The following is a 25,639-nucleotide window of genomic DNA, read 5'->3' on the forward strand; positions in this document are numbered from 1 at the left end:
CGGTGCCGAGTTCGGATAGATTCCCGATACGTGGGGTCAAGGGGTGGACCGGCCCGCGATTGTCGGCGATCAATTCGCTCAGCATCGCGCCCTGCGGGGGATCGGTTTCGGTGCCGTTACGGTACGTAGGATCAGCAGAACTGTCTGAGTCGATAATCATGCATGGGGGTACGAAATTCCCGTATGCGGAATAGCGAAGAGCAGGCTTGCCAATTCACACACGATGAGCTTGACTTGCGACCGGGGTTATTCCGATGCCGAAGTAGCGTCGTGTGACCTGACGTGTGTGATGTACCCGGGGGGTGAACTCGATTTCGTGACCGAAATCTGTGGTAACAGTAATCTCGGCACCGGTACCGACCGGTTGGTCATATTCGTCGGCGATGGGGACGCCGGCGTGGTAGTGCCGTACCTTACAACAAATGCTTCGGATCCCGTCGGAAGCAATATCATATATCACCCTGGGTGCTCGGGTAATACAGGCCTTGGAGCGAAAACCCGGCTGCCGTGCGCGCAACGCGGAAGCGGGGATGCCAGGAGGGATAGTTATGGACCAGATTGCTGCGGTCCGACCGGAAGCGAATGCTGCGGGTCATGACGTACTCGAATTCGGGTCGGACTCGGGGTATTCGGAGATCGAACAAATTCCCATCGATGAACTCAGCGTGCTCGATTCACCACGGATCGGCGGTGAGGATTTCACGCACGTGCGCGCGCTGGCGGAGGTGATCACCGTATTACCGCCCATCGTCGTGCACCGGCAGACGATGACGGTGGTCGACGGCGCGCATCGCTTGCGTGCGGCGCAGCGCAGCGGGGCCGAGGTCATCGATGCCGTGTATTTCGACGGTGACGCACGGGAGGCCTTCGTGATCGCCGTGCGAATGAACAGCGCGCACGGTCTGCCATTAACGCTGGCCGACCGGAAGGCCGCCGCCACGCGCATACTCGGCGACTACCCGGAATGGTCTAACCGCCGGGTGGCCGATGTCGTAGGATTATCCGACAAAACGGTCGGCGCTATTCGCCGAGGGGCAGATGCGGAATATCCGCAGCAGCCCGATGCGCGAATGGGACGTGATGGCGTGATGTATCCGGTCGAGGCCGGAGAGCGTCGGCGTCGCGCGTTGGAGTTCTTGGCCGACAAACCCGGAGCGTCGGCAAAAGAGGTGGCATTGGCCACGGGAGTTTCGCTCACCACCGCCAAGAAGGCCCGCCGGGACGTGCGGGAAAATCGCGCGGCCGGGGCGGGCCGGGACGGCCAAGGCGCCGATACCGGCGCGGGCGGCGAAACCGGCGTGCCGGGTGTTGCGCCCTCGGCCGATCGGCAAGCCGGTGGCCAGGGCGGATCGCGAGATACCGGCGCGATCGTGCGGCGTCTGCGGGCGGATCCGTCGTTGCGTTTCACCGAGTACGGGCGAAGGTTGCTGCGGATGCTGGAGGCGCTGCCGGTGGAACCGGCGGCGTGGCAAATGATAGTCGACAGCATTCCGATGCATTGTGCGCCGACCGTGGCGGAATTGGCTCGGCGGCATGCCGTGGAATGGCAGAATCTCGCCGAGAGATTGGCGCGGAAGGCCGACCTCGACCGTATTTCCTGAAGTTCCTTGCTAATATTCGAACAGTCACTCGATACAGACAATTATTTCCGAACCGACTACGAATCCTTCGGTTGATCCGGCGCGTAGTCGAGTCGAGTGCTGTTCTCAGGAGGGGTTCGGTGTATTCAGCCAACGAAGAACGACGCATGCGGAATATTCGAGAATATCTGGGTCGGTCGCGCGCGGAAGTCGAGCCGACCATGCGCGCGGCCGTGAATCAGCTGCCCGAATCGATGCATCGCGTCGCGAGTTATCACCTCGGCTGGACGGACGAGCACGGCGCGGCCACTGGCGGCCACGGCGGCAAGGCTATCCGGCCCGCGCTGGTTCTACTCGCCGCCCAGGTCGTCGGGGGTGACGCGACGGCGGCGCTGGTGCCCGCCGCCGCGCTCGAGCTCGTGCACAACTACACCCTGATGCACGACGACGTGATGGACGGCGACCTCACCCGCCGGCATCGGGCCACCGCGTGGAAGGTCTTCGGCCGGTGGCCCGCGGTACTCGCCGGGGACGCGCTGCTGGCCCAGGCGCTGGCCATGCTGGCGTTGGAGCCGCGAGCCGAAGCCGTCCGGGGCACAGGGGTGCTGACCGGCGCGGTACTGGCGGTGCACGAGGGCCAGTTCGCCGATCTGGGTCTCGAGACCCGCAGCGTGGTGAGCCTGGACGAGGTGACGGCCATGGTGCACGGCAAGACCAGCGCGCTGTTCGGTTGTGCCTGCGAACTCGGCGCGTTGTACGGCGGCGGTACCGAGGAGCAGATCAAATCCCTGCGCAATTTCGGTGACCATATGGGTATGGCGTTCCAGCTGGTCGACGACATGCTGGGCATCTGGGGCAGGTACGAATCGACCGGAAAACCGGTTTGCGCGGATATCGCGGCCAGAAAGAAATCGCTGCCCGTGACCGCAGCACTGAACTCGGCGACAGCGGCCGGCGCGAAATTGTCCGTGATCTACCGGAGCGATCGCCGGCTCACCGACGAGGAACTGCGGAATACCGCCGATCTCATCGTGGCGGCGGGCGGGCGGGCCTGGGCGGAAGCACGCGCCGAAGAAGAGATCGCCGCCGCGCTCGGTTATCTCACCGAGGCCGCGGTTTCCGCCGAGCATGCCGAGCGACTCATCGATATCGCACACCTGGTCACCCATCGAGATCTCTGATTCATCCGAAAGGCAGAAATGAAATCGCGTAAGAAGTACTCGCTGATCCGTATTGCCCTGTGCCTGCCCTTTGCCGCCGCGCTGCTGCTGTCGATGTCGGCGCCCGCGGGAGCATTGCGTGGCACCACGCCACCGACCCCGCTGCGTATCGCGACGCCCGCGGACATGATCGATACCTGGTATCCGATGAGCTACAACTGGCTCGCCGTGCAGAATCCGGCCGGAAAAGAGAAATTGCTGATCACTTTCGCGCTGCACAACTTTCCCGCGCCACAATTGATCAGCATCATCACCGCGCCGGACGGTAGTTATTACAACGCGCTCGACTACGCGCTCGACCCCTATGTCATCACCGCCGATCCGATCACGGTGCGCAACAGTCGATTCAGCTGGAGTTTCGTGCCGGAACGCGACGCGTGGCATCTGGTGCTGAACGACCCGATGACCCAGATCGGTGTGCCGGGTGCGGTCGCGGATCTGTGGTTCTACGACACCAAGCCCGGCGCGGCCATGACCGACGTCGATTGGGACGGGCAGAAGGTGTTCTGGGCTTCGACGCTGGGCGCGGCGAAGGTCGACGGATGGATCCGGTTCCCCGGGCAGGCCGAGCCGACGGCGGTGCACGAGTGGGCGGGCGAGCAGGAGCGAATGGCGGGGTACTTCGACCTGGTGGCCGGCCACAAGGGCTACGAATACGCGCAGGCGAGCAATCCCGACGGCTCGGCCGATCAACTCTTCGCCTTCCCGCAGAAGAACGGTGACGTGCGCGGCGTCCTCGCGCATACGGGCGCGGACGGCTCGGTGACGATGTGCGAACCGGATTATGTCGAACTGACCGATTGGACCACCGAATTCGGCATGGACCGCGGCGCCCCCGTTGCGCCCCTGGACTATCCGCGGACCATCCGTTCGTCGTGCACCAGCGGCGATGTCCACCTCGCCCGGACGTTCACCGTCACCGAACAGCACGTGCACCCGCTGCGCTTCGGCCCTACCGACTTCACCATGGCCCTGACGACGATGGCCGACGGTCACAGCGACGTGCCCGGGTCGGTCGCGACGATCCAGCATCTGCGCAACCTCGGTTGGGAACGGCAGCGCAACTAGCGGATTCACCAGTAGCCGCGTGCCGCCAGCGAGTTCCGGGCCAGGTGGAAGTCGTTGCGCAGCACGCTCGCTATCTTGCGGGTCGTCCAGCGGTCGCAGGCGACCCAGCCGAAATGGTCGGAAGCAGAAAAGGCGGCGGCGCGGACCCGGTGCACCAGTGCCGCGCCGCCGTGCTCGCGCGGCACCCAGGTGACCTCGGTACGCGCGGTCGCCGCGACCGGCAGGTCGCGATCGTCCTCGTGCTGCCATTCCAGCCACACCGTGGCCGGTGCGTCGCCGATCGCGGCGAGCAAGGAGTTGATCGCGGGCAACGAGGCGGTATCGCCGACGACGAGATACCCGGCGGGCGGCGGCTGCGGTATCGCGAATCGCGAGCCGCGAATGGTGGCCATGATCGTGTCGCCGACGCGGGCGTTGCGGGCCCAATTGCTCGCCCGTCCCTCGTGCAGCGCGAACTCGATATCGAAGCGGTCGCCCCTGGCATCGGGCTCGACGAGAGTGAACGCGCGCATGTGCAAACGGCTTTCGTCCGGAAACCACATGCGGACCCACATCGTCGGGTGGATCGATCGGCCGCTGAGCAGGCCGCCGCCGTGGAAGCCGAGCCGCAGATAGTGCGGGGAGATCTCGCGACGGCCGGTCACCGTCAGCTCGAAATCGGCGACGCCCACCGCCTTCAGCAGCGCGCCGTGCAGGTCCCGGGACGATTGTTTGGCGACCGTCGGCACCGCACCGACGAACCGCGACATGAGCGACTGGTCATCTGACAGTTCAGGCATAGTGGGGGACTCCATCAGAACGGTTTGCATCTGTCAATACAAAGTGTCTCATAGGTGGGCGTAGTGACTCGTGCCGAAAAGGAAGCCGAGGCCGCCCGTTCGGGCGGCCTCGGCTTCTTGACCAGTGCTGATAGGGCTTACGGTCGCGCGTCGATCTCGACCACGGCGGCCGCGGCTTCCATGCCGGGCCCGCCGGTGAACAGCAGCACGCGATCGCCGGAGCCGACCTGGCCGGTGCGCAGCAGGTACTCGAGCCCGCGGATCTGATCGGCCGGCCCTGCGTGCCCGACGGTGCGGGTGTAATCCCAGATGCCGCGCTCGACGGTGACGCCGATGGGGTCGAGGAACAGGTCCTGCAGTGCCCAGGAGGTGAATCCGTCGTGCACCACCCGGGCGATCTCGTCCATCGAGGTGTCGGCCTCCTTCAGGGTGCGCTCCACCACCTCGATCACCACCGACCCGAAATCGCTTTCCGGACGCAGCACGCCCTCGTTCATCCGGCGTTGGAAGTGGCTGGTGCGCTCCTCGAAGTTCAACGCGCCGCCGACGGTGAGGCTCGGCGGGAACATCGTTTCGCCGGAGCGGTGGCGTTCCTCCAGTTCCGGCGCCGACACCGAACCGAGGGCGAGCACCCTGGCGAATCCGCCGGTGCGCGACAGTACGACGGCCCCGCCGCCGTCCGCGAGCACGAACAGCTTGGAGGCGTTCCAACGGTCGACGGTGGGTGTGCCGAAATTGTCCGCGCAGGTGAGCAGAGCCGCCGGACGATCGGAGGCGGTGGTCAGATACATGGCCGCCAGTTGCAGCGTGGACAGGAAGCCGATGCAACCGTTGCGGATCTCCATCGAGGGCACCGGCTGGTTGATGGTGCGGCGGTTGATGTAATGCTGCGCCGACCACCCCTCCGGCCCCTGCGGGTGCACATTGGTGTGGAACACGACGCCGAAATCCGCGGGCTGCTGCCCCGAGGTCGCGATCGCGACCTCGGCCGCGGTGACGGCCAGGTCGGGCGCCGGGGTGGCCCCCGCGGTGGTGATCGACACCAGCTCGCTGCGGGCGCGTTCGTCGGCGTCGTACCAGCCGCGGGCAACGGCGTCGGCGGTCTCGATGATCGGGACAGGGGCCGTCCCGATCCCGGCGATAAAGATACTGCTGGTCTTCATCGGAATGTCCTCCAAAGGGTTGGTGCTGCCCCGAAAAGTTTGGGCATTTTCGAACGAGAAAGACCGTGGAATAAGGAATATCGAAGGTCTTTCGGCATGTGGTCGACAGAGTGTCCAGAGCGGACCTACTGTATCCACTGAGCGGAAGCGTACACCTCGACACACTCTGTCTCATCCTCTAAACTCGTTGTCGCCGAGGGGGTCTGAAGTTCAGTGCGGTGTGCACGGCCGGTCGTCGATCATGCGGCCGGACACATACGTGAGAAACAATCGGACGCGAAATCAATCTGTGTAGGTTGCTATGAATTTGCAAACCAATGGAAACAATACTGGATCGACCCGGGTCGATCGAGTTTCTACGCGATCGAGAAACAATTCCTGGCGTAAGCCGCCACGGCGCATCGAAGCGTCCGAATGCATCACCTGCGATTCCTGTTTACGCAGTTGTCCACAGGAGTTCGGGGCGATTTTCAATCGCGGACTGGACGTCGTCATCGTGCCGGAGCTGTGCTCGGGCTGCCCGGCCTGCGTGCTGGTCTGCCCGGTGGACTGCATCTATGTCGACGAGGACTGGGCGGCGACCGGCAACGAGCTGTGGAGCCAGATCGATCCGACCGTCCGGGGGGACTGATGGTGACCACGCCGCGGCGTGCGGCCATGGCCAAGGCGCGGTTGAGCCGCAGGCCGAGCCGCCTCGGGCTACCGGCCGGATCGACGCCCGTCCCCGAGCACACGGACTACGACGACGGACTGCCGGGACTGCTCGCTCGTCTCTGGGCGGAATGCACGCGCAGTACCGAGCATGCCGCCGCGCTCGAGTTGTTGCTGACCCTCGGCGGCCGCGTGCCCGCCGCGGTCCGGCTCCGGGCACTCGCCCCGGTCGAGGAGGCCGCGGTGGCGGCGTTGTCCGGCAGGTCATGGCGACCGGTTGCCGACGGCGACCGGGACGCCGACGACCGTGCGACGGTGTTCCTCGGCGAGATCGGCCTGACCACCGATGCGCGGATCGTGATCCGGACACCGTCCGATCCGCCCCTGAGCAGCGAGCACGACCTGATCGATGGGGTGCGCCGAATCCCGTGGACGGCACGGGCGGTCGCGCACCATCAGCAATTGCTCGCCGAAATCGGCACTCGCCGAATGGATTCCATCCGCGATTGCCGGCAGTGGCTGACCGGTCTCGGCGGTCGCGGCCGCGACGAGTCGCTCGGCGAACTAACCGAGGCGGCACTGCGTACCGCGCCGTTCATCCTGTACGAGGGACCGCACCGGTACAGCAACTTCCGCGAGCCCAACAATCTCACCGGCAAATCGCTGTGGCCCGGCCATCCCGACTGCGTGCTCAGCAGTCTGCGCGGCCTCCCGCTCGACCTGTGGTCCGACAGCCAGGTCGTGCTGGTGGTCTGCCTGTTGCTGCTGGTCCGCTCGGCGGGCCCGGCCCGGATCGAAGAGGCCAACGGCACGCAGCTGAGCATCGACCACGTCGCGGATCTGTTGGAGGAGATCCGGCTGCGCTACAACCTGCTCCGGCGGGGTCCCGCCATCGCGGCGCCGGCATCGAAATCGGTGGCCGCGCTGCTGGAGCTGGCCGACGCGCTTCGTATCAGACGGGCCGAATTGACCACCGCCGTGCAGCTGTATCGCGAGATCCACGGCGCGCTGGTGCACAAGACCGAGCGGGTCGCGGGGCCGGTGGCCGAGCCGTGCGAAGGGATCGATCGCAGACTCAGCGCGCGGCTGACCGAACTGCTACCGGTGTCGGGACGCTCGCTCGCGGAGCTGAGTGCGGCGGTGGCCGCTCACCCGGACTGGCTGGCCGCGCGGCACGGTGACTTCGGCTCCGGACTGGAAGCTCTGGTGTACGAGACGGTTTCGGCTGTGGTACGGGAGTTCGGGGCCGACTTCGCGATGAGCAGGGGGCTGCGGTCGCTGCCCCGCCTGGTCGCGGCGCTGCGCGGGGCGGACTGGGCCGAGATCGTGCGCTGGGAGATCGCCGACTACTTCTGCTGCGTCGTGCCGGATCCGGCCGCCCGCGCGCATTTCGGCGGTTCGCCGGTGCGGCTGGCCGATGTCGCGTGGTCGATGGCGGCGCGGATGCAGTACAACTCTTGGCATTTCATCGCGGGGAACCTGCCCGGGACTCCGGTGGTGCAGGCGCGGGACCACTTCTTCCCGCCTGGTATCCCGGATATCTCGCACTTCTCGGATCTGCACCATCACGGCCACATCGCCGGCCATGTCCGGTTCACCATCCGTAGCCCGCAGCCGGTGCGGGTGCTGGACCGCCTCTTCAACGGGTTCGTCGACCTGCGGTTGCTGCGCTGTCTGGGCCCCGCCTTCGACGAGCAGGAACTACTTGCCGCCCAGCGGGTTTCGGCGTTCATCGCGCGAGCGACCGAACAGGCCGCCGCGCTGGTGGCGACCGGGCGGCAGCTCGAAGTCACCGCATTCGACACCGCGTGGCACTGGGCCACGATCGCGGGCTCGGCGCCCGAGCCGGATATCGAGCCGGTCGGGGCGCCGGTCCCTCTGCACGAAGGACATCGGCTATGACGTCGTCAGCGCAAATCCGAGCCGTGCCCGTCGCGGCGCAGCAACCACCGTGGGACGCGCATCCGGATATCGGGCCGGTCCGTCAGACGTTGACCGTGCTGCCGGAGTTGGTGCGGCCGTGGGAGATCCGGTCGCTGCTCGCCGCGCTGGCGCGCGTCGAACGCGGTGCCGCGCTGCTGCTGCACGTGGGTGAGTGCGCCGAATTGTTCAGCATGGCCAGCCCTACCCACATCGATCGCAGGCTGCTGCTGTACCGGCGGCTGGCCGATCGGCTCGCCGAGCGCAGCGGCCGCGAGGTGGTCCTGCTGGCGCGGATGGCCGGACAGCACGCGAAACCGCGCAGCCAGCCCTACGAAACGCTGCCCGACGGCAGCCGAGTGCTGACCTACCGCGGCGACGCCGTGAACGGTGTCGCCTGCTCCGCGGGCGAGCGCGCCCCGGAACCGGCCCGGCTGTTGGAGAGCTACGGTCGTTCGCATCGCACCCTGGACTATCTGCGCAGGCATCACTACCTGGGCCGCCCGCTGTTCGTCTCGCACGAGGCGCTGCTGCGCGACTACGAGGAGCCGCTGACCCGCGACCACGGCGTGCGATACGCGGCGAGCGCGCACCTGGTGTGGATCGGGGACCGGACCCGCGGGGCCGTGGACTGGCATATCAACTGGGCCGCGTCGATCGCCAATCCCGTGGCGGTGAAGCTCGGTCCGACGACCGAGGCGCACGAGCTGACCGAGATAGTCCGCACCCTGAACTGCCCGCCGGTGCCGGGCCGGCTCGGCCTGATCGCACGGATGGGTGTAGGCCACACCGACCGGCTGCGCGCGCTCACCGGTGCGGTGTCCACCCTCGACGCGGCCGCGCTGTGGGTGTGTGATCCGATGCACGGCAACACCATTCGGGCGGGTGAACGCAAGACCCGGTTGCTGCGCGACATGCGCGCCGAGATCACCGCGTTCGTCGCGATCCTTGGTGCGGCCGGTATCCACCCCGCGGGTCTACATCTCGAGGTCACCCCGGATCAGGTCCGGGAATGCGGCGCCGACCAACCGGACGCCGATCCGGGCGACGCGCCGCCGTGCGATCCGCGGCTGAACCCCGATCAGGCGACCACGATCATCGACCACTTCGCCGCGGAGCTGGCGGCTCGCGCGCTGACCACCGAGGAGGGGCGTTCATCATGACGCTCGACGGATTCACGCCCTGGCCATCGGAGTTCGCCGCGCGGTATCGCCAACTCGGCTACTGGGGCACCGACACCCTGGCCGAGCTACCCCGGCGCTGGGCCGAGACATTCGGTGCCGCAACGGCATTGGTGCACTACGACACCGGCGTCCGGATGGATTACGCGGAACTCGATCGGCGCATCGACCGGATGGCGGCCGGGTTCCGGGCACACGGTATCGAGGCCGGGGATCGGGTCGTGGTCCAACTGCCCAACCATCCGGAGTTCGTCGTCACGGTGTTCGCCCTCATCCGGCGCGGCGCCATCCCGGTCTTCGCGCTGCTGGCGCACCGCGGCAACGAGATCCGGCATCTCTGCCGCAGCGTCGACGCCACCGGTTTCGTCACGTCGGCGCACTATCGCGGCTTCGATCATCGGGAACTCGCGGTGGACGCGCTGAAGAACTGTCAGACCCTGCGGACGGTTTTCGTCGCGGGCGAAGCGGACGACGGGGTCGAGTCCGCGGTGTCGGATCGGTTCGTCGCGCTGGCCGAGGTCGACGCGGCGCCCGCCGCCTTTCCCGCGCCGCACCCGTCGGAGGTGGCCTTCTTCCTGTTGTCCGGCGGGACGACGGCGATGCCCAAGCTGATCGGCCGCACCCACTACGACTACTGCTATCAGACCCGAGTTCTGGCGGATCTGGTGCAGTTGACCGCGGGGGACGTCTATTTGGCGGCGCTGCCGGTGGAATTCAACTTCACCTGGGGATCGCCGGGTGTGGTGGGCACGCTGTGCCGGGGCGGCACCGTGGTGCTGGTCGACGACCCGAATCCGGACGATTGCTTCGCCGCGATCGACCGGGAGCAGGTCACCGTCACCTCGCTGGTGCCCGCGATGGCGCAGCTGTGGCTGGAGATCGCGGAGCTGCAACCACCGCGGCTCTCGACGTTGCGCCTGCTGCAGATCGGTGGCGCGCCGCTGCAACGCAGTGTCGCCGAACGTGTTTCCCCCACCCTGGGTTGTGCGCTGCAACAGGTGTTCGGCATGGCCGAGGGGTTGCTCAGCGTGACCCGGCTCGACGATCCGGTCGAGACCGTGCTCGGCACGCAGGGACGGCCGATCTCGCCCGGTGACGAGATCCGCCTGGTCGACGACGCCGATGCCGACGTGCCGCTCGGACACACCGGCGAGCTGCTCGCCCGCGGTCCGTACACGCTGCGCGGGTATTTCCAAGCGCCGGAACACAATCAGAACTCCTTCACACCGGACGGCTTCTTCCGGACCGGCGATCTGGCGCGCCTGAGCGCCGCGGGGAATCTCGTGATCGAGGGCCGCCGCAAGGACATCGTGATCCGCGGCGGCAACAAGATCTCGGCCACCGAACTGGAGGGGTACCTGCTCGCGCATCCCGCGGTCAGCCGGGTGGTCGTGGTGCCGGTGCCCGATGCCGACCTCGGTGAGGCGATCTGCGTGTGCGTGCAGCCGATCGCCGCGCCGCCCACGCTCGCGGAGCTACGAGAGTTGTTGCAACGCAGCGGAGTAGCCGAATACAAATGGCCGGATCGGCTGGCGATCGTGACCGCGCTGCCGCTGACCGGTCTCGGCAAAGTCGACAAGGCCGCCCTGGTGCGGGCCGTGCTCGCGGTGGGGCGGTGAGCCGGATGACCACGCCGGAACCGCCCACCCTCGCCGAGGTGCGGGCGCTCGTCGCGGACATGATCGGCACGACGCCCGACGCGGTGCCGCTCGACGCCGATCTGCACGCGCTGGGCGTCACCTCGATCGGCATGATGCGCCTGGCCAACCGGTGGCGGCGCGCCGGCATCAAGATCGCGTACGCGGATCTGGTGGCCGACCGGCGGCTGATCGCCTGGCGGCGATATCTGGCGCCGGAACAGGAATCTCGATGAGCGGCACGGTATTCGAGGCCACGGGTCTGTCCGCGGGCGTGGACATTCTCATCGATCGCTGGGGTATCCCGCACATCTACGCGGCCACCGTCGACGACCTGTTCTTCGCCCAGGGGTTCAACGCCGCGCGGGACCGCCTGTTCCAGATCGACCTCTGGCGGCGAAAAGCCCTGGGCCAGTTGGCCGACGTGTTCGGCCCGGACTATGTGGACGAGGATCGCGCGGCCCGTCTGCTGCTCTTTCGCGGTGACATGGACGACGAGTGGCGGGCGTACGATCCGCGTACCAGGGGCACGGTCGAACGATTCGTCGCGGGCATCAACGCCTACCTCGACTGGCTCGACGCGCACCCCGACCAGTTGCCGCCCGAATTCGGCCTGGCCGACTACCGGCCCGCGCGGTGGTCCGCCGCCGACGTGGTGCGACCACGCGGGCACGCGCCCGCCTACGGACTGCTCACCCAGCACCGCCGGGCACTGGTCGTCGCGGCCGCGGGCGTCGACGCCGATCTCATCCGCCAGCCGCTCGCGCGCGGCCACCGGCCCGTGGTCACCGCCGAGACCGTCCTCGATGTCCCGGAGCCGGTGCTGCGCGACTACCTGCTGGCCACCGGCCGGCCCGGGCCGTTGCCGGGGACCGCGTCGGGCAGCAACTGCTGGGCGGTGGCGGCGCACCGGACCGGCACGGGACGCCCGGTGCTGGCCGCCGATCCGCATCGGGGCTACACCACCCCCGCCCTGCGCTACCTGACGCACCTGTCCGCGCCGGGCCTCGACGTGATCGGCGCGGGTGAACCCCAGATGCCGGGAATCACGCTCGGGCACAACGGAACCGCGGCATTCGGGTTCACGGTCTGCCCGATGGTCTCGGAGGAGCTGCTGGTCTGCGCGCTCGATCGGGAGCCGATCAGCACGGTGTTCGAGACCATCGAGGTCCGCGACGAGCCGTCGCGCCGGGTTCCGCTGCGGTTCACCGCGCACGGGCCGGTGCTGGACATCGATCCGCGGCGGGGCCGCTGCTACGTGCTGCGCACCACCTGGACGCAACCGGGCACCGCGCCGTACTTCGGCAGTCTGGCCTACCTCACGGCCACCAGCTGGACCGAATTCGACAAGGCGCTCGAGTCGTGGCGGCTGCCCGGCGAGACCCATGTCTACGCCGACGTGGGCGGAACCATCGCGCGGCGCACCGCGGGGCTGATCCCACGGCGCGACGCGGGCACCGGCCTGCTGCCCCGGCTCGCGCCCGCGGTCCCGGAGGCCGAAGGCTGGTTCGCCCCGGCGGATTTCGCGACGGCCGTGGATCCACCGGAGGGCTTCGTGGCGACCGCGAACCAGTGCAACGTGCCCGAGGAACTGCCGCTGCCCACCTACGAGTGGCCCAGCGATGCGCGGTATCGACGGATCGTCGAGGTGCTGTCGGCGCCCGGCGACCATGCCCTGGACGACAGTGCGCGCCTGCAAACCGATCTGCTGTCGGTCACCGCCCGCGCGGTCGTCGCGTTGTTGCGCGAGTCGAATTTCCCTGCCCCCGACCGCGTCCTCGACGCCGCGCTGCGGCTGCTACGCGCGTGGGACGCCGTCGAATCGGCCGACTCGGCCGCCGCCGCGCTCTTCGAGGTGTGGTGGAGCAGCAAGCTCGGCCCGGCGTTCGTCGCCGCGCGTGTGCCCGCCGCAGCGGTCCCGGTGATTGCGCGTCCGCACGCCCGGGCGGTGCTGGACTGGCTGCTCGATCCGCCCGATGCCGCCGAGCGGGACCACCTTGTGGCTGTCACGCTGCGCGCGGCCTGGAACGAGGTCGTGGACCTGCTGGGCGCCGATCCCGCCGGATGGGCATGGGGTCTGCTCCATCGAAGCCCGCAGCCGCACCTGTTCGAACATCTGGACTGTGCGCTCGGCGTCGCGCCGGTGCCGGTCGGCGGCTCCGATTCGACCGTGGCGGCGGCCGCCTACGTACCGCCGGATTTCAGCACGGAGATCGGTGCGTCGATCCGGCTGCTCATCGATGTGGGCGCATGGGACAACTCCCGGTGCGTCAACACGCCGGGCCAAGCGGGCGATCCGGGCAGCCCGCACTATCGGGATCTGCACAATGCTTGGCGTACCGGCGATTACGTGCCGCTGCTGTATACCCGTGCGGCCGTGGAGCGCGCGATCGAACACCGTATCCGGCTGGAGCCGAGGGACCGGCCATGAGCCACCACTTCGCCCTCGCGGACATGGCCGCGCTGTGGACCGAGCAGGCTCGCTACGACACCTGGACCCGGGTCGAGATCCTGGTCGCCGAGGCGCAATCGGCGATCGGGCGCGTCCCGGCGGACGCCGTCGCGGACATCCGCCGCGCACCGGCCCCGGCGGCGGCCCGGGTGCGCGAACTGATCGCCGAACGAGATCATGAGGTGCTGTCCTATCTCGCCGCGTTCTGCGACCCGATCCCGGCCGATTCGGCGCGCTGGGTGCACCTCGGGATGACCAGCTATGACCTGGTCGATACCGCACTGGGCCATACGCTCGCCCAGGCGACCGACCTGATCCTCGATCAGGCGCGCCGGTTGCGTCGCGTCCTCGCCGATCTCGCTGGTGCGCAGTGGGAGACGCCCTGTGTCGGCCGTACCCATGGCGTCCACGCCGAGCCGACGACCTTCGGGCACAAGCTGGCCGGATTCGTCTTCGCCGTGGATCGTGCGATCCGGCGCCTGGTCGCGGCACGCGAGGCGGTGGCGGTCGGCACCATCTCCGGTGCGGTCGGTACGTACTCGTTGATCGATCCGGCCGTGGAACGAATTGTCTGCGAACGGCTTTCGCTGGGCGTGGAACCGGCGCCCAGCCAGGTCGTGGCCCGGGACCGGCACGCCGAGCTCGTCCAGGCGGTGGCTCTGCTCGGGGCGTGCGTCGAGCAACTGGCGCTCGAGTTGCGGCTGTTGCAGCGCACCGAGGTTCGCGAGGTCGAAGAGCGCCGGACCAGTGCCTACCAGGGGTCGAGCGCGATGCCGCACAAGCGCAATCCCACCGGCAGCGAGCGCCTGTGCGGGCTGGCCCGGGTTCTGCGCGGCCAGGTCGCGCCGTTCCTGGAGAACGTCGCCCTGTGGCACGAACGGGATCTGGCGCACGCCGCCGTCGAACGGGTCCTGCTGCCCGAGATTCTCACCATCGGTCACTACCAGGCGGCGCTGGCCGCCGATCTGGTCGAAACCCTCGAGGTGCGCCCGGATCGGATGCGCACGGCGCTGGCGGCGACCCGCGGGCTGATCTACAGCTCGCCGGTGCTGGCCGCCCTGCTGCGCGACGGAATGGACCGCGAAAAGGCCTACCGCACCGTACAAGCCGCGGCCGACCGAGTGGCACGGGGGGAACTGGACTTCGGCACCGCGCTGGCCGAGGCCGGTGTCGCCGCCGAAGTGCTGGAGCCCGAACGGTTTCCACTCCATCACGAGGTCGTCCTGCGTCGACTGCGCGCCCTCGACCTCACCACCTGAACCACGGAAGAAGGTACCGGACCGAATGACGATCACACTGCCCGCCGTCGCCTGGCAGACCCCCGCGACCTTGACCGGCGACCTCGTACAACTGGAGCCGATCGGCCTAACGCACGCCGCGGACCTGCTCGCGATCGCCGAAGACGAGGTGTTCGAGCATCTTTCGATCACCCGGCCGCGGGACCGCGACGCCGCCGACCGGATGGTGCGGACGATCCTGGACAGCTGCGCCGCGGGCAACCGGGTGTGCTGGGTTCAGCGCGATATCCGGGACAGGCGTGCCGCGCCGGTGGCGGGGACGACCTCCTATTACGAGATCAGCCCGGTGAATCGCAGTGTGGCAATCGGATTCACCTGGCTGGGGCGCGCGTGGTGGGGGACCGGCATCAACGTCGAATCGAAGCTGCTCCTGCTGCGGCGGGCCTTCGACGATCTCGGCGCCGTTCGCGTCGTCTGGCACACCGATATTCGCAATGTGCGGGCCCAACGGGCGATCGAAGGACTCGGCGCGCAGCGCGAAGGCGTGCTGCGCAAACACAAGCGCCGCCCCGACGGCAGCTGGCGCGACACCGTCCAATACGCGGTGACCGACGACGAATGGCCGGCCGTCCGGCAGCGGCTCACCCGACGGCTGGGCGACGCCGCGCAGGACCACTGAGCGTCTACAGGAAGGTCAGGAGGATGCGCGAACATCCGATCGGTATCGGCTTCGCCCATGCGAAGGTCGTTCTCTTCGGTGAGCACGCCGTGTTGTACGGCGTTGCGGCGGCCGCGATTCCGGTCAAGCAGCTCACCATGCAGGTGACGGCCTCGCTGTCGGCGGCCGACGACGAATGCTGGGTCACCTTCGCCGGGCCCGGCGCCTTGCCCGCGGTCGATCCGCGCCGCCGGGCGGACGCGCCGATGCGGGTGCTCGTGTCGAATACGCTCGCGGCGCTCGGCAGCCGGCACCGGGGCGTGAATCTCGTGGTGGACTGCGGCATTCCGCAGGCGCGCGGGCTCGGCTCCAGTGCGGCGGGCGCGCGGGCGGTCGTGCTGGCACTGGCGGATCTGCTCGATCGCCACATCGAGCCGCAGGTCTGCCACTATCTGATCCAATCGTCCGAGCAAGCGGTGCACGGGAAATCGAGCGGGGTCGACGCGGCCGCCGTCGCGGCGTCGCGGCCGATCCTGTTCCGCGACGGGGTCGCGACCGACCTCGCGTGGGGTGTCGACGCGCTCGTCGTGATCGCCGACAGCGGCGTCGCGGCCAGTACCCAGGACGCGGTCGGGCAACTACGCCGCCGGTTCGAGCAGCACCCCGGCCGGCAAGCGGAGTTCGTGGACCGGGCACTGCGGATCGTGCGCACGGCCACGGACGGGCTGGCGCGTGGCGATCTCGACGCGGTGGGCCGGGCCTTCACCCGGAACCATGAGCTGTTGCGCGACGTCGAGCTGAGCAGCGCGGCGTTGGACGCTCTGGTCGACAGCGCGGTGGCCGCGGGCAGCCCGGGCGCCAAACTCACCGGCGGCGGCCTGGGCGGATGTGTGCTCGCGCTGGCGCGAGATCTGCCGCAGGCGAGCGAGATCGCCATGGCGTTCCGGCGCGCCGGCGCCACGTCGACGTGGACGGTAGCGCCCGGCCGAGTGCTCAGCCTGCCCGAATTCGACGGGAGCCGACCGTGACTCGCGATGCCGCGGCGGGGCGGTCGGCCACGGCGGTCGCGCACCCGAACATCGCGTTGATCAAGTACTGGGGCAAGCGCGACGAGGAGTTGATGCTCCCCGCGACCGACAGCCTGTCGATGACCTTGGACATCTACCCCACGACCACGACGGTGCGGGTGCTGCCCACGGCGGACCGCGATGACGTGTACCTCGACGGGCAGCCGGCAGTTGGTGCGGCGGCGGCCCGGGTCGTGCGTTTCCTCGATGTCCTGCGCGCGGCCGTGGGTCGTCCGGATCGCGTCCGCGTCGATTCGCGCAACACCGTGCCGACGAGTGCCGGATTGGCTTCCTCGGCCGCCGGATTCGCCGCGCTGGCCCTGGCCGGCGCCGCGGTCTTCGGCCTCGGCCTGGACCCCACCGCGACGTCCCGGCTGGCCCGGCGTGGGTCCGGTTCCGCCAGCCGGTCGCTGTTCGGCGGCTTCGCGGTCTGGCATGCGGGGGAGGGCGGCGGCGCGGCCGGGGATCGGTCCTCGTACGCCGCGGCCGTCGACGGCGGCGCGCTCGACCCAGCGCTGGTCGTGGCCCTGGTCGACACGGGACCCAAGGTGATCTCGAGCCGCGAGGCGATGCGCCGGACGGTCGACACCTCGCCGCTGTATCCGGCGTGGGTCGCCGCGAGCAAACCGGACCTGGTCGAGATGCGCGAAGCCATAGCGGCGGGCGACCTGCCGGTGGTCGGCGAGATCGCGGAACGCAACGCGCTGGGCATGCATGCGGTCATGCAGAGCGCGCGGCCCGCGGTGCGGTATCTCACCGCCGCGTCGTGGACCGTCATCGATCGCGTCGAAACGTTGCGCCGCCGCGGCGTCTGCGCGCACGTCACGATCGACGCCGGGCCGAACGTCAAAGTGCTCTGCGCACGCACGGATGCCGCTCAGGTAGTGCGGTCACTCGCCGAACTCGAGTGCGTCAGAACCGTTGCCGTCGCCAAGCCCGGTCCGGGCGCGCGGCTGATCGCCGGAGGACAGCCGTGATCGTCCACCGTGCGCCCGGAAAGCTTTTCGTGGCAGGAGAATTCGCGGTCGTGGAGCCGGGACGGTCCGCGGTGCTGGTCGCTGTTGACCGGTACGTCGAGGTCGCGGTCGCGCCGGGTACGGATCGGGCCGCGGAAGTCACTGTCCGCAGCGATCTCTCGGGGACGGCACGGTTGCGGCGGGTGGGCGGACGGTTGGTCGCCCTCGACAGTTCCGGCGCGGACCTCGTCCACGTGATCACGGCGATCGAGACGGTCGAGCAGTTCGCCGGCGAGCTCGGCCGCGGTCCGGTGGCCGTCGAGCTGACCATCGCCAGCACCATGCACGAGCACGGCACCAAGTTCGGGCTCGGTTCCAGCGGGGCCGTGACCACGGCGGTGGTCGCGGCGTTGTCCGAGTTCCTCGGCATCGAACTCACTGCGGCGCAGCGATTCCGGCTCGCGTTGCTCGCATCCGTCCGGCTGGATCGGCGCGCGTCCGGCGCGGACCTCGCGGTGAGCACCTGGGGCGGCTGGCTGGCTTACCGGGCACCCGATCGAGAAGCGGTACACCTACTTTCGGCCCGGCACGGGCTCCGGCACGCGTTGCACGCCGACTGGCCCGGGCTGTCGATCCACCCGTTGCGCGCGCCGCCGGATATCGACCTCCTGGTCGGCTGGACGGGTACCCCGGCATCGACCGGCGATCAACTCGCCAAGCTGTACGGAGGAGAAGTCCGGACCAGTACTGCGTACCGGACCTTCCTGCGGGAGAGCGGCACGTGCGCCGCGGCACTCGAATCCGCGGTGCGTGAAGGTGATTCGGCATGGCTACTGCGTGGCGTGCGCCGGTGTCACTCGATCCTGCGCGTTTTCGACAACGCGGCGCGGCTCGGCATCTTCACGGAGCGACTGACCGCGCTGTGCGCGACGGCCGAGGCGGCGGGTGGCGCCGCGAAACCGTCCGGCGCGGGCGGCGGCGACTGCGGTATCGCACTACTGCACGGCGACGCGCGCGCCGCCGCGGCGGCACTGAGCGAGCAATGGCAGGCACACGGCATCCGGCCCTTGCCCGTGGCTATTTCCACTTCGGCAGGAGCAGCGCGATGATCGGCAATCGCAAGGACGACCACGTCAGATTGGCTGCCGCACAGCAGCAGTCGCCTACCCGAACGAACGACTTCGACCATGTCCGATTCGTGCACCACGCGCTGGGCGCCGTCGATCGATCCGACGTCGTGCTCCGCACGGACGTCGCGGGCCAGACGTGGCAGGCGCCGCTATATGTCAACGCGATGACCGGGGGATCCGTCGCCACGGGCCGGATCAACCGGGATCTCGCCATCGCCGCGCGGGAGACGGGCCTCGCGATGGCGACCGGGTCGCTCAGCGCCTATCTCAAAGATCCGGCAACCGCGGATACGTATCGAGTTGTGCGCCAGGAGAACCCGAAGGGCTTTCTGATGGCGAACGTCAACGCGACCGTGTCCGTCGACGAGGCGCGACGCGCGATCGACCTGCTCGAGGCGGACGCGTTGCAGATCCATCTGAACACCGTGCAGGAAATCGTGATGCCCGAAGGGGACCGCGAGTTCGCGTACTGGGCCGCGCGGATCGAACAGGTCGTGTGCGGTGTCGACGTGCCGGTGATCGTGAAGGAGGTCGGTTGCGGACTCAGCCGGGAAACCGTTGCGCTGCTGCGTGATCTGGGCGTCTACGCCGCCGACGTGGCGGGTCGTGGCGGCACCGATTTCGCGTCGATCGAGAACAGCAGGCGCATCGCGGGCGAGTACGCGTTCTTCGCCGGCTGGGGGCAGTCCGCACCGGCTTGCCTGCTCGACGCCGCGGCGGCGGGGATGCCGTTGCTCGCCTCCGGGGGCGTCCGTCATCCCCTCGACGTCGCGCGCGGCCTGGCGTTGGGCGCGGTGGCGGTCGGCGTTTCCGGACGGTTCCTCGGCGTGCTTGTCGAGCACGGGGTCGACGGGCTGGTCGAGGAAGTCCGTTTGTGGCTCGAGCAATTGACCGCGTTGATGACCGTGCTGGGCGCAGGCACCCCCGCCCAACTGACGCAATGCGCCCTGCTGATTTCCGGCGAGTTGCGCGAATTCTGCGCAGTCCGAGGCCTTCCGGTCGGCCACCTGGCGAACCGGTACCCGTCCGCGGCCCGGCATCGGAGGCGGGCATGACGGGTGACGATCAGCGGCATGGCCGCATGAAGAGAGGAGCAGGGATGCACGATACGGCGGATTCGGCGGCCAGGGTGCCGATGAAATGGGTGGGACCGCTGCGTATCTCGGGGAATATCACCGAGACCGAGACCGAGGTCCCGCTGGCCACTTATGAATCACCGCTGTGGCCGTCGGTCGCCCGGGGCGCCCGGGTGTCGATGGCGTCCGACCGGGGCATCGTCGCCACGTTGACCGACGAACGCATGACCCGGTCGATCTTGCTGCGAGCCGACGACGCGGCGACCGCGTACGCCGCCGCCCAGCAACTGCACAAGGAACTGGGCCTGCTCCAAGAGATCGTCGAGGCGGGCAGCCGATACGCCAGGTTGCTCGGCTTCCGGCACGAGATCGTCGCCGATCTGCTGTACCTGCGCCTGGAATTCAGCACCGGCGACGCGGCGGGCCACAACATGGCGACGCTGGCCGCCGACCAGCTGATGGGCGCCATCCTGGCCCGGATACCCGGCCTCGCCTACGAATCCATCTCCGGCAACTACTGCACCGACAAGAAGGTCTCGGCAGTCAACGGCATTCTCGGGCGCGGGAAGAACGTTGTCACCGAGCTGTTGGTGCCGCGTGCTGTCGTGACGAGCGCGCTGCACACGAGCGCTGCGGCGATCGCCGGACTCAACCTGCGCAAGAACATGATCGGCAGCATCCTCGCGGGCGGAATACGTTCGGCGAACGCACATTACGCCAACATGCTGCTCGGCTTCTATCTCGCCACGGGGCAGGACGCGGCCAATATCGTCGAGGGTTCCCAGGGCGTGACGGTGGCCGAAGACCGGGACGGCGATCTCTATTTCTCGTGCAACCTGCCGAACCTCGTCGTCGGCACGGTCGGCAACGGCAAGCGCCTCGATTTCGCCGAGGCGAACCTGCGCCGGCTCGGCTGCCGCGACGACCGCGAAACCGGAGCCAACGCCAGACGTTTGGCCGTGATCGCGGCCGCCACGGTGCTCTGCGGGGAGCTCTCGCTGCTCGCTGCCCAGACCAATCCGGGCGAACTCATGTACGCGCACGTGCAATGGGAGCGCGGCGCCGACATCTCTAGGAAGTGATCCTGAAATGACAGAAATACCGGTAGGAATCCACGATCTGGCCTTCGCCACTTCGCATTACGTGCTGAGCCACGCGCGCCTGGCGGAGCACACCGGGGCGGATATCGGCAAGTACCACCACGGCATCGGGCAGGAGGCGATGAGCGTCCCGGCCCGCGACGAAGACATCGTCACCATGGCGGCGACAGCCGCGCGGGCCATCGTGCACCGGCATCCGGACGCCGATATCCGCACGGTGGTGCTGGCCACCGAGACGTCGATCGACCAGTCGAAATCCGCAGGCATCTATGTAAGTTCGTTGCTAGGGCTGCCCTCGTCGATTCGCGTGGTCGAGCTGAAGCAGGCGTGTTACGCGGGGACGGCGGGCCTGCAGTTCGCATGCTCGCTGGTCGCCGCCGCACCCGAACAGAGCGTGCTCGTGATCGCCAGCGATATCGCGAAATACGAGCTGGACAGCCCCGGCGAGGCGACTCAGGGTGCGGGTGCGGCGGCCATGCTGGTCAGTGCCCATCCCGCGATCCTGCGGGTGGAACGGCCCGCCGGGCTGTACACCGCCGACATCATGGATTTCTGGCGGCCCAATTACCGGGACGCCGCGCTCGTCGACGGTCAGGCGTCGGTCGTCGCCTACCTGCAGGCGGTCGAGAGCGCCTGGAAGGACTACCGCGAGCAGGGCGGTCGGCCGCTGCGGGACTTCGTGGCGTTCTGCTACCACCAGCCGTTCACCAAGATGGCCTACAAGGCCCACCGGCACCTGCTGACCTGCTCGGACATGGATGCCACCCAGGACGAGATGCACGCGATGATCGCACCGACCACGGTGTACAACCGGGCGATCGGCAACAGCTACACCGCGTCGCTGTACATCGGGCTGGCCTCGTTGCTCGATCACGGGGGCGATCTCACCGGGCAGTCCATCGCGTTGCTGAGCTACGGCTCCGGCTGTGTCGCCGAATTCTTCGGTGGCACGGTGGTTCCCGGGTATCGCGGGCACCTGCGGACCGCGGCGAACGCGGCTGTCCTGGCTCGCCGGGAGGCCATCGACTACCGCAGATATCGCGCGCTGCGGGTGCACGAACTGCCGACCGACGGCGGCGACCACGAGCTGCCGCGCCAGACCGGTGCGCCGTTCCGCCTCGCCGGTATCACTGAGCATCGCCGCATCTATCAACCGCAGCCGGCGGCGGTGGCGGGCTGACCGGCCGAGCCTGTCGCGTTGGTCGGCCGAGTTCGTGCTGGTGGAGCCGCCTCGTCTGACCAGAGGGGAGGGTCGTATGGCATGTGTCGATCATCGATACAGTTCGATTCGACCTGGACAAACTGTCTCATCGGTCTTATCGTGAATTCCCAAGGGGGACGCGACGGCAGGGGAGCCGCGCCCCCCGTACAGGAGCGATGACCGCCGAGCGAACCGGAGTGCTCATGAGTATCGGGTCCACCCAGCGTCCTACCGTCGATGAGCCGCGGCCGCGCGGCCGCTGGCCCAAGCCGGTCGTCGCGGTGATCGCGCTAGCCGTGCTGGCCTTCCTGGTGGGCGGGTTCGGTGGTTCATATCAATCGAAGCTGTCCGAGGTGATCCGCAACGACAACAAGGCCTTTCTGCCGAGTTCTGCCGAATCCACCGCGGCCAACAACGAAGTCACGAAGTTCTCTGCGGCTCAGACGATTCCGGCCGTGATCGTGTTCCATCGCGACGGTGCGCTCACCGCCGGCGACAAAGACCGGATCGGCCGCGCCGCTGTCGCGATGGCACAGGTCTCGGGCGTGGACAAGGACGGGGTGCGCGGACCGCGGTACGCGGCGGACGGTACGGCCGCCGCCGTGTTCGCGCCGCTGATCTCGGCGGCGCCCGACGGCTCGACCAGAACCGGTGATCAGCTCTCGGCCGCCGTGCAAGACCTGCTCGAGGTGGCCCGGCAAACGGCGGGTGGCGACGGACTCGAGGTGTCACCCGCCGGGCCGGGCGGCTTGCTGGTGTCGCTCATCGAGTCGTTCAAGGGGCTCGACAGCACACTGCTGCTGGCCGCGCTCGCCGTGGTGGTCGTCATCCTGCTCTTGGTCTATCGGTCACCCGTATTGTGGGTGTTCCCTTTGCTTTCGTCGCTGATCTCGCTCGGGCTGGCCTCGCTGGCGATCTACTATCTCGCCAAGCACGACGTGCTGACCTTGAACGGGCAGGCGCAAGGCATCCTGTTCGTTTTGGTGATCGGCGCGGGCACCGACTATGCCCTCCTGCTCACCGCGCGATATCGGGAGGAGTTGCACGCCAGGGACAATCGGTTCGAAGCGATGATCGCGGCGTGGCGCAAATCCGTGGCCGCCATCATCGCCTCGGCGGCGACCGTCGTGATCGGTGTGCTCTGTTTGATGTTCGCCGAATTGGACTCGACCGGCAGCATGGGCCCGGTCGCCGCGATCGGTGTCGGGTGCACCGTGCTCGTCATGCTGACGGTCTTTCCCTGTCTGCTGGCGCTTGCCGGACGCTGGGTGTTCTGGCCGCGGCTGGCCCGGGTGGACCACCTCAGTGACCTGTCGGCGCACGGGATCTGGGGCCGGATCGCCGGCTGGATCGCCGCTCGGCACCGCGTGGTGTGGATCGGCACGACCGTGCTGCTGATCATCGGGGCCTGCGGGATCGGCATGCTCGACGCACGCGGTATCCCGATGCAGGAGGCGTTCACCAACGAGCCGGAAGCCGTTGCGGGACAGGAGATCTACAACGCGAAGTTCGACAAGGGCGCGGGTGCACCGGCATTCGTCGTCCTGAACAGCGACGCGGTCGATCAGGTGATCGCGGCCGGCGCGCAGGTGCCCGGCATCTCCGATCGGCCGGGGTCGATCTGCGTCCGCGTGGATCCGGCGAAACTGGCGGCGATTCCCGAGAGCCAGCGTGGGACCGGTGCCGGGTGTCCGCCACCGGCACTACAGGCGCAACCGGTGAACGGCCGTACCGTGCTCGACGCGACGCTGGCCGACCCGTACGACTCCACCGCGGCACTGGACGCGGTCGACCGGCTGCGGGAAACGTTGCACGCCATACCCGGTGCCGACGCGCTGGTCGGCGGGCAGTCGGCCGAGGCGCTCGATGTGCGGGAAGCGGCGGTCCGGGACCGCACCGTCATCATCCCGATCGTGCTGGTCGTGATCTTCCTGGTGCTGGCCTTGTTACTGCGCGCGTTGGTCGTGCCGATCCTGCTGATCGGTTCGGTGGTGCTGTCCTTCGCGACCGCACTCGGCGTCAGCGGCTTCGTTTTCGACAAGATATTCGGCTTCCCCGGACAGGATCCCTCGTTCCCGCTGTTCGTTTTCGTCTTCCTCATCGCATTGGGGATCGACTACAACATCTTCTTGATGACCCGGGTCCGCGAAGAATCCCAGACCTTCGGCACGCGGGCCGGAATCATACGGGGGCTCACGGTGACCGGTGGCGTGATCACCTCCGCGGGCGTCGTACTGGCCGCGACATTCGCGGTACTCGGCGTGGTCCCGCTGGTGAATACGGCCGAGATCGGTTTCGCGGTGGCATTCGGCGTGCTGCTGGATACCGTGATCGTGCGCAGCCTGCTGGTGCCGGCGCTCTCCTACGATATCGGCAGGCGTATCTGGCTGCCCTCCGGCCTTGCCGCCGTGCGGGATTCGGGCACGGACCACGTTGACGCGGCGCGAACGCCCGTGAAATCCTGACTGCGGTCGGGAGCGCCGCGTATCCGAATTCCTTCGGATGACTATCTGAAGCCTTCTTTCGATAACTCCAGCAGATATCGAGTGGGTGCGCGATGAGCCACACTCACTCTGTTCTGGAGAAACGATGAACGCAGCACCGTCGGTCAGCTCGCCCCTCGTCACGACCGGGCAGAAATTCCGGTACGCACTACGCATCAGGCGACTGGAATTTCTGCCCGTCCACCTGTCGGTCATACTCACCGCGGCTTTTCTCGGGGCTACCTCGGCCGATCAACTCCTCTCCGGCAAGACACTGGCCGTTGTCGTCGCCTTCCTCCTGGGTCTGCACGCCGGGAACATGGCGAACTGCGTCGCGGACCGGGAGCTGGATCTGATCTACAAGGGGAGGCTGGCCGAGGCGGTCGACGGTCTGGGCAAGCGCAACATCGTGATTCAGATCGTCACCCACATCGTCCTCGTGCTGGTACTCGGAGCGTATGTGACGGTTTCGAGTGGGCACTGGGAGATCGCGGTGCTGGGCCTCGTCTGGATCGTCGTCGGATTCGAGTATTCGTTGCCGCCGTTGCGGCTCAAGGGTGCGGGCGTGTTCCAGTCCGTAACGCTCGCGTCGACCATCGCGCTGCTGCCCGGCATCATGATGATCCGGGCCATCGGCACCGTCCCGGAATGGGCGGCGTTCGTCGCTTTTCTCGGGTACACGGCCGCGATGACCATGGTCAATTTGATCAACCAGACCGAAGACATCCCGGAGGACGCGAAATTCGGCATCATGACCAGCGCCCGCGCGCTGGGACTCACCGGAACAGTGACGACCGCACTGGTTTTGGTGGCGATCGGCGCGACGACATTCCTCGCGGCCGCGGTATCGCTCGGCGCCTACTGGTGGGCTGTCGGGTTGTACACGGTCGCTGCCCTCTTCACGCTGCGATTCATCTCCGGAATACTTCGTGGTGTCCGCGGTAAATCGCTGGACGATGCGATTCTGATCGCACGGAAGAACACCCGTCGGCTGCCGTTGTACGGCGCGGTAATGGGTTGGGGGAGCGTTGTTCTCGCGGTGGCGGTATTCGCCGCGCGCTGACGCCGCCGGGTGCAGC

General features: G+C 68.0%; 21 protein-coding genes. 19 read left to right on the forward strand and 2 right to left on the reverse strand.

Annotated elements, in window-relative coordinates:
* Window positions 1-422: 422 nt before the first annotated feature.
* From O3I_RS07965 to O3I_RS07975, 3 genes are all read left to right on the forward strand, one after another.
* Window positions 423-1,601 carry a ParB/RepB/Spo0J family partition protein gene (locus tag O3I_RS07965; protein ID WP_141691693.1) on the forward strand — a complete coding sequence of 393 codons (1,179 nt, stop codon included), beginning with the start codon at window positions 423-425 and terminating at the stop codon, window positions 1,599-1,601.
* Between the two features lie 146 nt (window positions 1,602-1,747).
* A complete protein-coding gene (locus tag O3I_RS07970) occupies window positions 1,748-2,761 on the forward strand; it encodes a polyprenyl synthetase family protein (protein ID WP_014982392.1) in 1,014 nt (337 codons plus the stop codon).
* Window positions 2,762-2,779: 18 nt separating this feature from the next.
* On the forward strand, window positions 2,780-3,868 hold the full coding sequence (locus tag O3I_RS07975; protein WP_014982393.1) for a hypothetical protein: 1,089 nt from the start codon (window positions 2,780-2,782) through the stop codon (window positions 3,866-3,868).
* Between the two features lie 5 nt (window positions 3,869-3,873).
* On the opposite strand, the gene O3I_RS07980 is transcribed toward O3I_RS07975, so the two are convergent.
* Window positions 3,874-4,617, reverse strand: coding sequence for a siderophore-interacting protein (locus tag O3I_RS07980; RefSeq protein WP_014982394.1), 744 nt, complete (start codon window positions 4,615-4,617; stop codon window positions 3,874-3,876).
* Between the two features lie 167 nt (window positions 4,618-4,784).
* Window positions 4,785-5,810 carry a ketoacyl-ACP synthase III family protein gene (locus O3I_RS07985; RefSeq protein WP_014982395.1) on the reverse strand — a complete coding sequence of 342 codons (1,026 nt, stop codon included), beginning with the start codon at window positions 5,808-5,810 and terminating at the stop codon, window positions 4,785-4,787.
* A 301-nt stretch (window positions 5,811-6,111) separates the two neighbouring features.
* Between O3I_RS07985 and O3I_RS07990 the strand changes: the two genes are divergently transcribed.
* The 16 genes from O3I_RS07990 (at window position 6,112) to O3I_RS08065 (ending at window position 25,623) form a co-directional block, all read left to right on the forward strand.
* Complete coding sequence (locus O3I_RS07990) at window positions 6,112-6,441, forward strand: 4Fe-4S dicluster domain-containing protein (protein ID WP_041562481.1); 330 nt, start codon at window positions 6,112-6,114, stop codon at window positions 6,439-6,441.
* Window positions 6,441-8,363 (forward strand): hypothetical protein, encoded by a 1,923-nt coding sequence (locus O3I_RS07995; protein WP_014982397.1) that lies wholly within the window; start codon window positions 6,441-6,443, stop codon window positions 8,361-8,363. The genes O3I_RS07990 and O3I_RS07995 overlap by 1 nt, the downstream gene beginning before the upstream one ends.
* Window positions 8,360-9,544 (forward strand): 3-deoxy-7-phosphoheptulonate synthase, encoded by a 1,185-nt coding sequence (locus O3I_RS08000; RefSeq protein ID WP_014982398.1) that lies wholly within the window; start codon window positions 8,360-8,362, stop codon window positions 9,542-9,544. The genes O3I_RS07995 and O3I_RS08000 overlap by 4 nt, the downstream gene beginning before the upstream one ends.
* Window positions 9,541-11,181: a (2,3-dihydroxybenzoyl)adenylate synthase gene (locus O3I_RS08005; RefSeq protein ID WP_014982399.1), complete on the forward strand. Its 1,641-nt coding sequence runs from the start codon at window positions 9,541-9,543 to the stop codon at window positions 11,179-11,181. The genes O3I_RS08000 and O3I_RS08005 overlap by 4 nt, the downstream gene beginning before the upstream one ends.
* Window positions 11,182-11,186: 5 nt before the next feature.
* On the forward strand, window positions 11,187-11,435 hold the full coding sequence (locus O3I_RS08010) for a phosphopantetheine-binding protein (RefSeq protein ID WP_014982400.1): 249 nt from the start codon (window positions 11,187-11,189) through the stop codon (window positions 11,433-11,435).
* Window positions 11,432-13,630 carry a penicillin acylase family protein gene (locus O3I_RS08015; RefSeq protein ID WP_014982401.1) on the forward strand — a complete coding sequence of 733 codons (2,199 nt, stop codon included), beginning with the start codon at window positions 11,432-11,434 and terminating at the stop codon, window positions 13,628-13,630. The genes O3I_RS08010 and O3I_RS08015 overlap by 4 nt, the downstream gene beginning before the upstream one ends.
* The gene (gene purB / locus O3I_RS08020) at window positions 13,627-14,910 is read left to right on the forward strand and encodes an adenylosuccinate lyase (protein ID WP_014982402.1); all 1,284 of its coding nucleotides are present in this window, start codon (window positions 13,627-13,629) and stop codon (window positions 14,908-14,910) included. Before O3I_RS08015 ends, purB begins: the two co-directional genes overlap by 4 nt.
* 25 nt (window positions 14,911-14,935) lie before the next feature.
* On the forward strand, window positions 14,936-15,568 hold the full coding sequence (locus O3I_RS08025) for a GNAT family N-acetyltransferase (protein WP_014982403.1): 633 nt from the start codon (window positions 14,936-14,938) through the stop codon (window positions 15,566-15,568).
* Between the two features lie 23 nt (window positions 15,569-15,591).
* Window positions 15,592-16,575 (forward strand): mevalonate kinase, encoded by a 984-nt coding sequence (mvk, locus tag O3I_RS46220; RefSeq protein WP_014982404.1) that lies wholly within the window; start codon window positions 15,592-15,594, stop codon window positions 16,573-16,575.
* Window positions 16,572-17,591, forward strand: a complete 1,020-nt coding sequence (gene mvaD, locus O3I_RS08035; RefSeq protein ID WP_014982405.1) for a diphosphomevalonate decarboxylase — start codon at window positions 16,572-16,574, stop codon at window positions 17,589-17,591. Before mvk ends, mvaD begins: the two co-directional genes overlap by 4 nt.
* Entirely contained in the window at window positions 17,588-18,679 is a 1,092-nt protein-coding gene (locus tag O3I_RS08040) for a phosphomevalonate kinase (RefSeq protein ID WP_014982406.1), read from the forward strand. Before mvaD ends, O3I_RS08040 begins: the two co-directional genes overlap by 4 nt.
* Window positions 18,676-19,755, forward strand: coding sequence for a type 2 isopentenyl-diphosphate Delta-isomerase (gene fni, locus O3I_RS08045; RefSeq protein ID WP_014982407.1), 1,080 nt, complete (start codon window positions 18,676-18,678; stop codon window positions 19,753-19,755). The genes O3I_RS08040 and fni overlap by 4 nt, the downstream gene beginning before the upstream one ends.
* Before the next feature lie 44 nt (window positions 19,756-19,799).
* Window positions 19,800-20,858 carry a hydroxymethylglutaryl-CoA reductase gene (locus tag O3I_RS08050; RefSeq protein ID WP_014982408.1) on the forward strand — a complete coding sequence of 353 codons (1,059 nt, stop codon included), beginning with the start codon at window positions 19,800-19,802 and terminating at the stop codon, window positions 20,856-20,858.
* 7 nt (window positions 20,859-20,865) lie between these two features.
* A complete protein-coding gene (locus tag O3I_RS08055; RefSeq protein ID WP_014982409.1) occupies window positions 20,866-22,056 on the forward strand; it encodes a hydroxymethylglutaryl-CoA synthase in 1,191 nt (396 codons plus the stop codon).
* A 224-nt stretch (window positions 22,057-22,280) separates the two neighbouring features.
* Window positions 22,281-24,542, forward strand: coding sequence for an MMPL family transporter (locus O3I_RS08060; RefSeq protein WP_051066909.1), 2,262 nt, complete (start codon window positions 22,281-22,283; stop codon window positions 24,540-24,542).
* Window positions 24,543-24,666: 124 nt separating this feature from the next.
* The gene (locus O3I_RS08065) at window positions 24,667-25,623 is read left to right on the forward strand and encodes a UbiA family prenyltransferase (protein WP_014982411.1); all 957 of its coding nucleotides are present in this window, start codon (window positions 24,667-24,669) and stop codon (window positions 25,621-25,623) included.
* Window positions 25,624-25,639 lie beyond the last annotated feature (16 nt).

The sequence above is a fragment of the Nocardia brasiliensis ATCC 700358 genome, assembly GCF_000250675.2.
GTDB classification, from domain to species: Bacteria; Actinomycetota; Actinomycetes; order Mycobacteriales; family Mycobacteriaceae; genus Nocardia; species Nocardia brasiliensis_B.